The sequence below is a fragment of the Mycolicibacterium frederiksbergense genome (assembly GCF_012223425.1).
Classification (GTDB): Bacteria; Actinomycetota; Actinomycetes; order Mycobacteriales; family Mycobacteriaceae; genus Mycobacterium; species Mycobacterium frederiksbergense.
This window is the reverse complement of record NZ_CP038799.1, coordinates 5,500,652-5,513,310: the sequence shown is the minus strand read 5'-3', so window position 1 is coordinate 5,513,310 and position 12,659 is coordinate 5,500,652. Positions and strand designations below refer to the sequence as shown.

Genomic DNA, 12,659 nt, shown 5'->3' with positions numbered 1-12,659 from the left:
CGAATCGACAGCCATCATGCGACGCCCGAGCCTGCGAGGTGGTCGCATGAGCGACGCGCCACAGCAGGATCTGCATGACCCGTACCCGACCCGGCTTGACCATGCGATCGCACCGATCGAACGCCTCGAGCCCGCAGTCTGGGGCGATGCCGGCAGTGGTCCACTGCCGGCCCAGGACCTGGAAGCCTTTGCCGCGCAGGGATATCTGATCCGGCCCGACACCGTCGGCGAGGACGCGCGGCCGCCGCTCGGACACGAACTCGAGCGGCTGGCAGCCGAACTGGGCGATGACGACCCGAGGGTGATCCGCGAACCCGGCGGCTCGATCCGGTCGATCTTTCAGCCGCACCTGCTCAGCGAACTCGTTGCCGATGTGGTGCGGTCCGACACGGTGCTGCCGGTGGCGCGCCAGCTCCTCGGCAGTGACGTCTACATCCACCAGGCCCGGATCAACCTGATGCCGGCGTTCACCGGCACCGGGTTCTACTGGCACTCGGATTTCGAGACCTGGCATGCCGAGGACGGCATGCCGCAGATGCGGGCGGTGTCCTGCTCGATCGCGCTGACCCGCAACTATCCGTACAACGGGTCGCTGATGGTGATTCCGGGATCGCACCGGACCTTCTATCCGTGTGTGGGCGCCACACCGGACAACCACCACCGTTCATCTCTGGTCGCTCAGCAGTTCGGGGTGCCCGACGAGAACACCCTGACCAAGGCGGTGGACGGGGACGGTATCGATCAGTTCACCGGCGCGGCCGGATCGGCGCTCTGGTTCGACTGCAACCTGCTGCACGGGTCGGGCTCGAACATCACGCCGCTACCGCGCTCGAACGTGTTCCTGGTGTTCAACTCCGTCGACAACACGCTCACCGCGCCGTACGCGGCGGACGGGATCCGGCCGGAGTACCTGGCGGCCCGGCAGACCCGTTCACTCGGGCTGCCCGCCCCGTCCTCATGAGCTGCCGATAGCCGCCGTCGGCACGTCCCCTAGGGTGGCCCTATGCAACGGATCATCGGCACCGAGGTCGAATACGGCATCTCCTCGCCGTCGGACCCGACGGCCAATCCGATCCTCACCTCCACGCAGGCGGTGCTGGCCTATGCGGCCGCCGCCGGACTGCAGCGGGCCAAACGCACCCGCTGGGACTACGAGGTCGAGTCCCCGCTGCGCGATGCCCGCGGTTTCGACCTGTCCCGGACCTCCGGGCCGGCGCCGATCATCGACGCCGACGAGGTCGGCGCCGCGAACATGATCCTGACCAACGGGGCCCGGCTCTACGTCGACCACGCGCACCCGGAGTACTCGGCGCCCGAGGTCACCGACCCGATGGACGCAGTCATCTGGGACAAAGCCGGAGAACGCGTCATGGAGGCCGCCGCCCGGCACGTCGCCAGCGTGCCCGGTGCGGTCAAGTTGCAGCTCTACAAGAACAATGTCGACGGCAAGGGTGCGTCCTACGGCACGCACGAGAACTACCTGATGTCCCGCCAGACGCCGTTCTCCGCCGTCATCGCCGGATTCACCCCGTTCCTGGTGTCCCGTCAGGTCTTCACCGGGTCGGGGCGCGTCGGTATCGGGCCGGCCGGTGACGAGCCCGGCTTCCAGCTGTCCCAGCGCGCCGACTACATCGAGGTCGAGGTCGGTCTGGAGACCACCCTCAAACGCGGCATCATCAACACCCGCGACGAACCGCACGCCGATGCCGACAAGTACCGGCGGCTGCACGTCATCATCGGTGACGCGAACCTCGCCGAGACGTCGACCTATCTCAAGGTCGGCACCAGCTCGCTGGTGCTGGACCTGATCGAAGAGGGGCCCGCGCACGGTATCGACCTGTCCGATCTGGCGCTGGCCCGCCCGGTGCACGCCGTGCACGTGGTCAGCCGCGACCCGTCGCTGCGCGCGACCGTGGCGCTGGCCGACGGACGTGAACTGACCGCGCTTGCGCTGCAACGGATATACCTGGACCGGGTGGCAAAACTGGTGGCCGCACGAGATCCGGATCCGCGGGCCGACCATGTTCTCCAGACCTGGGCGCATGTGCTGGATCTGCTGGAACGCGATCCGATGGAGTGCGCCGAGATCCTGGACTGGCCGGCCAAACTGCGGCTGCTGGAGGGTTTCCGGCAGCGCGAGAACCTGACCTGGTCGGCCCCGCGTCTTCATCTGGTCGATCTGCAGTACTCCGATGTGCGCCTCGACAAGGGTCTGTACAACCGGCTGGTCGCGCGGGGTTCCATGCAGCGCCTGGTCACCGAACAGCAGGTCCTGGACGCGGTCGACAACCCGCCCACCGACACCCGCGCCTACTTCCGCGGTGAATGCCTGCGCCGGTTCGGCGCCGACATCGCCGCGGCCAGCTGGGACTCCGTCATCTTCGATCTCGGCGGCGATTCACTGGTCCGGATTCCGACGCTGGAACCACTTCGCGGCAGCAAGGCGCACGTCGGTGCGCTGCTGGACTCGGTGGACAGCGCCGCCGAACTGGTCGAGCAGCTCACCACATAAGCTGCGCTATCCCAGGCATTGCCGGTGTTGACCGGTAGGGTGAAAGAACCGAACGAGCAATCAGGAGGCAGCGATGGCTCAGGAGCAGACCAAGCGTGGCGGCGGCGGTGGCGAGGACGACGACGCCGGCGGCCCTTCGGCAGGCGGGCAAGAGCGCCGCGAGAAGCTCGCCGAGGAGACCGACGACCTGCTCGATGAGATCGATGATGTCCTGGAAGAGAACGCCGAGGACTTCGTGCGCGCCTATGTCCAAAAGGGCGGCCAGTGACGGCCTGGTCAAATAAGCCATTCACCAATCCGCTCGATCTCACGTCATCACATCTGAATCTGTCCTCCTTCTCGGACTTCCTGAGCAGGCAGGCCCCTGAGTTGCTTCCGGGCGGCGTCTCGCATGCCGTTCCCAGCGGTGGTGTCGACCTGCCCCACGGCACGACGATCGTGGCGCTCCGATATCCCGGTGGGGTGCTGATCGCCGGTGACCGGCGCGCCACCCAGGGCAACATGATCGCCAGTCGCGACGTGCAGAAGGTGCACATCGCCGACGACTATGCGGCCACCGGCATCGCCGGCACCGCGGCGATCGCCGTCGAGTTCGCCCGGCTCTACGCCGTGGAGCTCGAGCACTACGAAAAGGTCGAGGGTGTCGCGTTGACCTTCCGCGGCAAGGTGAACCGGTTGGCCACCATGGTGCGCGGCAACCTCGGTGCGGCCCTTCAGGGTTTCGTGGCGCTGCCGCTGCTGGTCGCCTTCGACGTGGACGCCGCCGACCCGATCAACGCCGGGCGCATCGTGTCCTTCGACGCCGCCGGTGGCTGGAACATCGAGGAAGAGGGCTACCAGGCAGTGGGTTCGGGATCGTTGTTCGCCAAGTCGTCGATCAAGAAGCTGTATCCGCAGGTGACCGACGCCGATACGGCGCTCAAAACCGCCATCGAGGCGCTGTATGACGCCGCCGACGACGACTCGGCCACCGGCGGACCGGATCTGGTGCGCGGTATCTATCCGACTGCCGTGCTGATCGAGGCCGGCGGCGCCGAGGAAGTGGCCGAGGCGAGGATCGCCGGACTGGCCCGCGAGGTCATCGAGCGTCGGACACGTACGGACGGTAACGGCTGATGAGCTTCCCGTACTTCATCTCGCCCGAGCAGGCGATGCGTGAGCGTTCCGAGCTTGCGCGCAAAGGCATTTCGCGCGGGCGCAGTGTCGTGGTGTTGGCCTATGACAGCGGTGTGCTGTTCGTGGCCGAGAACCCGTCACGCTCCTTGCAGAAGGTCAGCGAGCTCTATGATCGGGTCGGCTTCGCCGCCGTCGGCCGCTTCAACGAGTTCGACAAGCTACGGGTGGCCGGAATCCAGTTCGCCGACACCCGCGGCTATGCCTATGACCGCCGGGACGTCACCGGGCGGCAACTGGCGAACGTGTACGCCCAGGCGCTCGGCACCATCTTCACCGAACAGGCCAAACCGTTCGAGGTCGAATTGTGCGTTGCCGAGGTGGCGCATCACGGGGAGTCGAAAGCCCCTGAGCTGTACCGCATCACCTACGACGGTTCGATCGCAGATGAGCCGCATTTCGTGGTGATGGGTGGCACCACCGAGCCCATCGCGAAGGCGCTGGGGGAGTCCTTCACCGAGAACGCCAGTTTGGCCGACGCGGTGAAGATCGCGGTGAACGCCCTGCGCGCCGGTGGCAACGGCAGCGAACCTCGTGTCCTGGAACCGTCCACCATGGAGGTGGCCATCCTGGACGCGAGCCGGCCCCGTCGTGCGTTCCGGCGCATCACCGGTGCCGCGCTGGAGGCCCTGGTGCCCGCCGGGGGCGGGCGCAGCGACGGGGAAGACGATGCGGAACCGGATCAGCCCGCTGCGGAGTAGCGCGTAACAAATCGGCACGAAACGAACCGCCGACCAACCTTGCGCACCGTTACCGATACCCAACCCGTAAGCTCGAACATGTGCAGCGACGGATCATGGGGATTGAGACTGAATTCGGTGTGACCTGCACGTTTCATGGTCACCGGCGTCTCAGTCCGGACGAGGTTGCCCGCTATCTGTTCCGGCGGGTGGTGTCCTGGGGGCGCAGCTCCAATGTCTTTCTCCGCAACGGGGCCCGGTTGTACCTCGACGTGGGCTCGCATCCGGAGTACGCGACGGCCGAGTGCGACAGCCTCGCCCAGTTGGTCACCCATGACCGCGCCGGCGAGCGGGTACTGGAGGATCTGCTCATCGATGCCGAGCAGCGCCTGGCCGATGAGGGCATCGGCGGCGACATCTACCTGTTCAAGAACAACACCGACTCCGCGGGCAACTCCTACGGCTGCCACGAGAACTACCTGATCGTGCGGGCCGGCGAATTCTCCCGGATCTCGGATGTCCTGCTGCCGTTCCTGGTGACCCGCCAGCTGATCTGCGGCGCCGGGAAAGTGCTGCAGACCCCCAAGTCGGCCACCTTCTGCCTGAGTCAGCGCGCCGAGCACATCTGGGAGGGCGTCTCGAGTGCGACGACCCGTTCGCGCCCGATCATCAACACCCGTGACGAGCCGCATGCTGACGCCGAGAAGTACCGCCGGCTGCATGTCATCGTCGGCGATTCCAACATGAGCGAGCCCACCACCATGCTCAAGGTGGGCACGGCCTCGCTGGTGCTGGAGATGATCGAGGCCGGCGTGGCGTTCCGGGACTTCTCCCTGGACAACCCGATCCGGGCGATCCGCGAGGTGAGCCACGATCTGACCGGGCGCCGCCCGGTGCGGTTGGCGGGCGGGCGGCAGGCCAGCGCGCTCGACATTCAGCGTGAATATTACGGCCGCGCCGTGGAATACCTGCAGACCCGCGAGCCGAACACCCAGATCGAGCAGGTGGTCGACCTGTGGGGGCGCCAGCTCGACGCGGTCGAAAGCCAGGACTTCGCGAAGGTCGACACCGAGATCGACTGGGTGATCAAACGCAAGCTGTTCCAGCGCTACCAGGATCGCTACAGCATGGAACTCGCCGATCCGAAGATCGCCCAGCTCGATCTCGCCTACCACGACATCAAGCGCGGCCGCGGCGTGTTCGATCTGCTGCAGCGCAAGGGGCTGGCGGCGCGGATCACCACCGACGAGGAGATCGAAGCGGCGGTCAACACGCCACCCCAGACCACCAGGGCCAAGCTGCGTGGCGAGTTCATCAGCGCCGCACAGGAAGCGGGCCGGGACTTCACCGTCGACTGGGTGCACCTCAAGCTCAACGACCAGGCCCAGCGCACCGTGCTGTGCAAGGACCCGTTCCGCTCGGTGGACGAGCGGGTGAAGCGGCTGATCGCGAGCATGTGAGCGGGTCGCGCCGGGATCGCGGCGGTCGCACGCCCTAAGCTGCTCTGGTGCCGACATCCAAGGTCGAAAGACTGATGAACCTGGTGATCGCACTGCTGTCCACCAGTTCGTACCTGACCGCGGAGAAAATCCGCAAGAACGTGGCCGGATACTCCGACAGCGCCAGTGACGAGGCGTTCTCGCGCATGTTCGAGCGGGACAAGAACGAACTGCGCGATCTGGGGATCCCGCTGGAAACCGGCAAGATGTCCTCCTTCGATGCCACCGAGGGCTACCGCATCAACCAGAAGGCCTACGCGCTGCCGCCGGTCGAGCTGACCGCCGAGGAATCGGCCTCCGTCGCAGTGGCGACTCAACTGTGGCAGTCCCCGGAAATGGTCACCGCCGCCCAGAGCGCCCTGCTCAAGCTGCGTGCCGCCGGCGTCGACGTCGATTCCGAAGACGCCGGAGTGGCGTTCACCTCGACCGCCGCGCTGCCCGGCCTGCGCGGCTCCGAGGAGGTGCTCGGAGTCCTGTTGGCCGCCAGCAACTCCGGCCGGGTGGTGCAGTTCGAGCACCGCCCGTCCCGCAACGATCCGTACCGCACCCGCACGGTGGAACCGTGGGGTGTGGTCACCCATCGTGGCCGCTGGTATCTGGTCGGGCACGACCGCGACCGTGCGGACACCCGCACCTTCCGGCTCTCCCGCATCGTGGGCGCCACACCGGTCGGCCCGGCGGGGGCGGTGACCCCGCCCGACGGCGTCAACCTGCGACAGATCGTGCAGCGCGTGGTCGCCGATGTGCCCACCGGCGAGCGCGCACGGGTGTGGATCGCCGAGGGGCGGGCCACCGCACTGCGCCGCCAGGCCGCCTCGGCCACCCCGAGCGTCTGGCGCGGGCGCGCCGGGGAGGAGATCACCGTCGACATCGGCATGTACGACCGGCTGGCCCGGGAGATCGCCAGCTACGGAACCGATGCCGTCGCACTCGATCCACCGCAGTTGCGCGACGACGTGGTGGCGCGGTTGCGCGGGCAGGCCGAGATTCGATGAGTCAGGTCTCGAGCCGGCTGGTCCGGCTGCTCAACATGGTCCCGTACTTCAAGGCCAATCCCCGGGTGACCCGCGATGAGGCGGCCGCGGCCCTCGGTGTCACGCGCAAGCAACTGGATGCCGATCTCGAGCAGCTGTGGCTCTGCGGGCTGCCCGGATACGGCCCCGGTGATCTCATCGACTTCGATTTCACCGGTGACACCATCGAGGTGACCTTCGCCGCCGGGGTGGACCACCCGCTTCGGCTGACCTCGACCGAGGCCACCGGGATCCTGGTCGCGCTGCGCGCGCTGCTCGACGTGCCGGGCATGGTCGATCCTCGGGCGGCGCGCTCGGCCATCGCCAAGATCGAATCGGCCGCGGGCACCGTCGCGGCGGTCGGCAACGCCGATCTGGACGAACTCGACGGCGATGAACCCGAGAGTGCTTCGGCGGCGGCTGTGCGCGACGCCGCCCGCACGGGCAAGGCACTCTCGCTGGAGTACCACTCGGCCTCCCACGACACGGTGTCCAGCCGCGTCGTCGACCCCATCCGGGTGGTTCTCGTCAGCGATCGCAGCTACCTGGAAGCCTGGTGCCGCACGGCCGAAGGGGTGCGGTTGTTCCGGTTCGACCGCATCGTGGATGCCCGGGTGCTCGACGAGCCCGCCCGGCCACCGGCGCCGGCGGTGCAGGCAGGCCCCGACACCGCCCTGTTCGATGCAGACCCCTCGCTACCGTCGGCGACGTTGCTCATCGATCGCTCCGCGGAATGGATGTTCGATTACTACCCGTTGCGGGTGATCGCCGAACTCGACGACGGTGCGTGCGAAGCGGCCATGACCTACGCTTCCGATGAGTGGATGGCGCGGTTCGTGTTGGGCTTCGGGTCGGCGGTGCGGGTGTTGACTCCGCACTCGTTGGCCGAGAAGGTCCGCGAGACTGCCGCGGCTGCGTTACGCGCTTACGAAGACGAGTAGACTCGACCACAACTTGCGGAGGTGTTTGAATTGGGCGGTCTTCAACCGTGGCACTGGCTGATCGTTATCGCGGCTTTCATTCTGTTGTTCGGCGCCAAGAAGCTCCCGGACGCAGCGCGTTCGCTGGGTAAATCGATGCGCATCTTCAAGTCCGAGATCAAGGAGATGCAGTCCGACGGCGCCGACAAGCCGGAAGCCGCACCGCTTCCCGCCACCCCGGTCACCTCGGAGCGCGTGGAGACCTCGGCGCCCGAGCAGACCGGCGACAAGCGGTCGGCCTGATAGCTGCCCAGTCCGTCCCATCGCGGTGTGATGTCGCGTCGATAGCGCGCGCCTGCCTGCATCGACGTTAAGGCTGCCCGTGCACACCCCTGGAATTTTGAAGAGATTCGATCCGCGTCAACGCCGTGGCCGGGCGAATCCCGACGGCACCATGTCGTTGGTCGATCACCTCGCCGAACTGCGTAACCGGCTGCTGATCGCCACCGCGGCAGTCGTGCTCACCACCATCGTCGGGTTCCTCTGGTACACCCACGGCATCTTCGGCATGAACAGCCTCGGCGATTGGCTGCGTGGTCCGTATTGTTCGCTCCCGGAGTCGGCGCGGGCCACCATCGCCCCCGACGGACAGTGCCGGTTGCTGGCCACCGGCCCGTTCGACCAGTTCATGTTGCGGCTCAAGGTCGCGCTCACCGCCGGCATCGTGCTGGCCTGCCCGGTATGGCTGTATCAGCTCTGGGCGTTCATCACCCCCGGGCTGTACCGCAAGGAACGCCGCTTCGGGATGGCGTTCGTCGGTGTCGGTGCGGTGCTGTTCATCGGCGGCGCGGTCCTGGCCTACGTGGTGTTGTCCACCGCGTTGAGCTTCCTGCTCACCGTCGGCAGCGACGTCCAGGTGACCGCGCTGTCGGGTGATCAATACTTCGGCTTCCTGATCAACCTGCTGTTGGTGTTCGGGATCAGCTTCGAGTTCCCATTGCTGATCATCATGCTCAATGTGATCGGCGTGCTGCCGTACGCGAAGCTCAAGGAATGGCGCCGGGGCCTGATCTTCGCGTTGTTCGTGTTCGCCGCGTTCGCCACCCCGGGCTCCGACCCCTTCTCGATGCTGGCGCTGGCGCTGGCACTGACGTTGCTGCTCGAGTTCGCCATCCAGATCACCCGGATACACGACAGACGAAAGGCCAGGCGGGAAGCGCTGGCCGAGGTCCCCGAGGACGAGGCGGCGCCGATCCCGGCGGCCGAACCGATCGCCCCGCCGACCGCGGTGGCCTCCCAGGGATTGTCCGACGACGATGTCACCTGAATCCGGGCCACCCGAGTCCGGGCCGGAACTGCTCGGATTCTCCGCGCAACTTCCGTTCGGCCTCGATCCCTTCCAGATACGTGCCTGCGCCGCGCTGGAGTCCGGCCATGGGGTGCTGGTCTGCGCGCCGACCGGCGCGGGCAAGACCGTCGTGGGTGAGTTCGCGGTGCACCTGGCGCTGGCGGCCGGCCGCAAGTGCTTCTACACCACCCCGATCAAGGCGCTGAGCAACCAGAAGCACCTCGACCTGGTGCGCCGCTACGGCGCCGACCGGGTCGGCTTGCTCACCGGAGACCAGTCGATCAACGCCGACGCCCCGGTGGTCATCATGACCACCGAGGTGCTGCGCAACATGCTCTACGCCGACTCACCGGCACTGCAGGGACTTTCGCACGTGGTGATGGACGAGGTGCATTTCCTGGCCGACCGGATGCGCGGCGCAGTGTGGGAGGAGGTGATCCTGCATCTGCCCGAAGAGGTACGACTGGTCAGCCTCTCCGCGACGGTGAGCAACGCCGAGGAGTTCGGCGGCTGGATCCAGACCGTCCGCGGGGACACCACGGTGGTGGTCGACGAGCACCGCCCGGTGCCGCTGTCCCAGCACATGATGGTCGGCAAACGGCTTTTCGACCTGTTCGAGGGCGGCGGGCAGACCACGCTGGTCGACCCGAACCTGCTGCGTCACATCGCGCACCGCCGGGAGGCCGACCGGCTGGCGGACTGGCAGCCGCGCGGCCGCAACCGGGGCAGGCAGGGCCGTCCGGGCGGCAACCGTGGGCCGTCTCGACCCGATGTCATCGCCACCCTCGACGCCGAAGGGCTGCTTCCGGCAATCACTTTCGTCTTCTCCCGGGCCGGCTGCGATGCGGCGGTGAAGCAGTGCCTGCGCGCGCCCCTGCGTCTGACGAACGACGACGAGCGGGCCCGCATCACCGAGGTGATCGATCGGCGGTGCGCCGACCTTGCCCAGTCCGATCTGGGCGTGCTCGGCTACTACGAGTGGCGCGAAGGTCTGTTGCGTGGGCTGGCGGCCCATCACGCCGGCATGCTGCCGGTGTTCCGGCACACCGTCGAGGAACTCTTCACCGCGGGGCTGGTGAAGGCGGTGTTCGCCACCGAGACACTGGCGTTGGGCATCAATATGCCGGCCCGCACCGTGGTGCTGGAGCGGCTGGTCAAATACAACGGTGAGCAGCACGCCCCGCTGACACCGGGGGAGTACACCCAGCTGACCGGGCGAGCGGGCCGCCGCGGGATCGACATCGAGGGCCACGCAGTGGTGCTGTGGCATGCCGACGACAATGCCGCCGAACCGGCAGAGGTGGCCGGGCTTGCCTCCACCCGCACCTTCCCGCTGAAGAGTTCTTTCGCTCCGTCGTACAACATGACGATCAATCTGGTCCAGCAGATGGGGCCCGACCTGGCACGCCAACTGCTGGAGCGGTCCTTCGCGCAGTTCCAGGCCGACCGCTCGGTGGTGGGACTGGTGCGCGGGATCGAGCGCGGCGAGCGGATGCTCGCCGAGATCGCCGCCGGGCTTGAGCCCGAAATGCTCGAATATGCCCGGCTGCGGGCCGATATCAGCGCCCGGGAACGCAGTCAGTCGCGGGCGTCGCGGCTGCACCGGCGCCGAGCGGCCGACGAAGCGCTGGCCGGGTTGCGCCGTGGCGACATCATCACCATCAGCCAGGGCCGCCGCGGTGGTCTGGCGGTGGTGCTCGAACCCGCCCAGGACAGCGACGATCCACGGCCGCTGATCCTCACCGAACACCGCTGGGCCGGGCGCATCTCGTCGGCGGACTACTCCGGGGCGTCCGCCCGGCTGGGGGCGATGACCCTGCCCAAACGGGTCGAGCACCGCCAGCCGCGGGTACGCCGCGACCTGGCGTCGGCCCTGCGGTCCGCGGCCGCCGGCCTGGATGTGCCGTCCCGGCGCCGGGAGCAGGGCGGTGACCGCGATGTGGACCCGGAACTGGCGGGCCTGCGCGACCAACTGCGCCGCCATCGGGCCCACGGCGCGGCCGACCGCGAGGCGCAGGTCCGCGCCGCCGAGCGCTATCTGCGCATCGAACGGGACAATGAGCAGATCCGCCAGAAGGTCGCCGCCGCCACCAATTCCTTGGCGCGCACCTTCGACAAGATTCTGGTGCTGCTCACCGAGCGAGGCTTCATCGATCGAGCGGGCGACACGCCGAAGGTCACCGAGGACGGCCGGCTTCTCGCGCGGATCTACAGCGAGAGTGACCTTTTGGTCGCCGAATGCCTTCGCCAGGGGGTTTGGGAGGGCCTGGCACCGGCCGAGCTGGCAGCCGTCGTCTCGGCGGTGCAGTTCGAATCGCGCGGCGACGGGACCGGCCCGCAGGGCCTGCAGATCCCCACCGGAGGCATCCGGCGCGCACTGGCGGACACCCGCCGGCTGTGGGCCCAGATCCGCAGTGATGAACAGCGGCAACGCATTGCGCACAGCCGCGAACCCGATGACGGCTTCGTCGCCGCCATCCACCAATGGACCACCACCGGTGACCTGGCGTCCTCGCTGGCGGCATCGGATGTCAGCGGCAGCGGATCCCCGCTGTCGGCGGGAGATTTCGTGCGCTGGTGCCGCCAGGTCCTCGATCTGCTGGACCAGGTCCGCAACGCCGCGCCCACACCGGCTCTGCGGGCCGCCGCGAAACGCGCCATCACCGACATTCGACGAGGCGTCGTAGCAGTTGATGCAGGGTAGTGTGGCGGCGTAGAACGAGCCCGGATCAAGGAGACACGATGAGCGGACCGCAGGGATCTGACCCCACGCAGGCGTGGTCAGGTCAGCCGCCGCAGTCCGGCGGTGCCCCGTCGCCGGGTGAACAGCCCGCCTGGCAGCCGCCGCCCACGCCCGAGCAGCCCGCGGGCGATGCACCCGCCTGGCAGCAACCCGCCTACCAGCAGCCGCAGGCGCCACAGCAGTATCCGCAGTACCAGCAGCCGGCGTACAACCCGCCGCCGCAGGGTGACCAGTACGGCCAACAGCCCACGGCGTACGCGCCGCAGGGATACCCGCAGTACGGTCAGCAGCAGCCGGGTCAGCCCTACGGGCAACCCCCCTACGGCCAGCCCCAACAGCCCTACGGCCAGCCCGGTCAGTACGACCAGCAGCAATACTCTCCCTACGGACCCACCGGCACCGAAGAGGGTTCGAAGAAATCGCTGGCCGTGATCGGCACCGTGGTCGGCTTGCTGGTCGCGGTGATCGTCGCGGTGGTGCTGGTCCTCGGATTCTGGAAGCCCGGCTTCTTCGTCACCACCACCCTGGATGTCGATGCCGCGCAGACCGGTGTGCAGCAGATCCTGACCGACGAGGCCAACGGATACGGTGCCACGAACGTCAGGGACGTCCAGTGCAATAACGGCGTCAGCCCCGTGGTGAAGAAGGGCGATACCTTCACCTGCCAGGTCAGCATCGACGGCACCAAACGCCAGGTCACCGTGACGTTCCAGGACGACAACGGCACCTACGAGGTCGGCCGCCCCAAGTAGCACCCGCTTTTCCTTCCGA

Annotated in this window: 12 protein-coding genes; all 12 read left to right on the top strand. The window is 67.6% G+C overall.

What is annotated here, in order from left to right:
* Positions 1–46 precede the first annotated feature (46 nt).
* Positions 47–961: an ectoine hydroxylase gene (thpD, locus tag EXE63_RS29685; protein WP_168144913.1), complete on the top strand. Its 915-nt coding sequence runs from the start codon at positions 47–49 to the stop codon at positions 959–961.
* Between the two features lie 42 nt (positions 962–1,003).
* On the top strand, positions 1,004–2,512 hold the full coding sequence (gene dop / locus EXE63_RS29680) for a depupylase/deamidase Dop (RefSeq protein WP_168144912.1): 1,509 nt from the start codon (positions 1,004–1,006) through the stop codon (positions 2,510–2,512).
* Positions 2,513–2,585: 73 nt separating this feature from the next.
* On the top strand, positions 2,586–2,780 hold the full coding sequence (locus EXE63_RS29675) for a ubiquitin-like protein Pup (protein WP_105366342.1): 195 nt from the start codon (positions 2,586–2,588) through the stop codon (positions 2,778–2,780).
* Positions 2,777–3,628 carry a proteasome subunit beta gene (prcB, locus tag EXE63_RS29670; protein WP_234904317.1) on the top strand — a complete coding sequence of 284 codons (852 nt, stop codon included), beginning with the start codon at positions 2,777–2,779 and terminating at the stop codon, positions 3,626–3,628. Before EXE63_RS29675 ends, prcB begins: the two co-directional genes overlap by 4 nt.
* A complete protein-coding gene (gene prcA, locus EXE63_RS29665; protein WP_168144911.1) occupies positions 3,628–4,386 on the top strand; it encodes a proteasome subunit alpha in 759 nt (252 codons plus the stop codon). Before prcB ends, prcA begins: the two co-directional genes overlap by 1 nt.
* An 80-nt stretch (positions 4,387–4,466) precedes the next feature.
* Positions 4,467–5,825 carry a Pup--protein ligase gene (gene pafA, locus EXE63_RS29660; RefSeq protein ID WP_210000110.1) on the top strand — a complete coding sequence of 453 codons (1,359 nt, stop codon included), beginning with the start codon at positions 4,467–4,469 and terminating at the stop codon, positions 5,823–5,825.
* A 47-nt stretch (positions 5,826–5,872) separates the two neighbouring features.
* Positions 5,873–6,859: a helix-turn-helix transcriptional regulator gene (locus EXE63_RS29655; RefSeq protein ID WP_168144909.1), complete on the top strand. Its 987-nt coding sequence runs from the start codon at positions 5,873–5,875 to the stop codon at positions 6,857–6,859.
* Entirely contained in the window at positions 6,856–7,818 is a 963-nt protein-coding gene (locus tag EXE63_RS29650) for a helix-turn-helix transcriptional regulator (RefSeq protein WP_168144908.1), read from the top strand. Before EXE63_RS29655 ends, EXE63_RS29650 begins: the two co-directional genes overlap by 4 nt.
* A 30-nt stretch (positions 7,819–7,848) precedes the next feature.
* Positions 7,849–8,100 carry a Sec-independent protein translocase subunit TatA gene (gene tatA / locus EXE63_RS29645; RefSeq protein ID WP_168144907.1) on the top strand — a complete coding sequence of 84 codons (252 nt, stop codon included), beginning with the start codon at positions 7,849–7,851 and terminating at the stop codon, positions 8,098–8,100.
* 79 nt (positions 8,101–8,179) lie between these two features.
* Positions 8,180–9,124, top strand: a complete 945-nt coding sequence (gene tatC / locus EXE63_RS29640) for a twin-arginine translocase subunit TatC (protein WP_168144906.1) — start codon at positions 8,180–8,182, stop codon at positions 9,122–9,124.
* Positions 9,114–11,849 (top strand): DEAD/DEAH box helicase, encoded by a 2,736-nt coding sequence (locus tag EXE63_RS29635; protein WP_168144905.1) that lies wholly within the window; start codon positions 9,114–9,116, stop codon positions 11,847–11,849. The genes tatC and EXE63_RS29635 overlap by 11 nt, the downstream gene beginning before the upstream one ends.
* Positions 11,850–11,887: 38 nt before the next feature.
* Positions 11,888–12,640 carry a DUF4333 domain-containing protein gene (locus EXE63_RS29630; RefSeq protein ID WP_168144904.1) on the top strand — a complete coding sequence of 251 codons (753 nt, stop codon included), beginning with the start codon at positions 11,888–11,890 and terminating at the stop codon, positions 12,638–12,640.
* Positions 12,641–12,659: the final 19 nt, after the last annotated feature.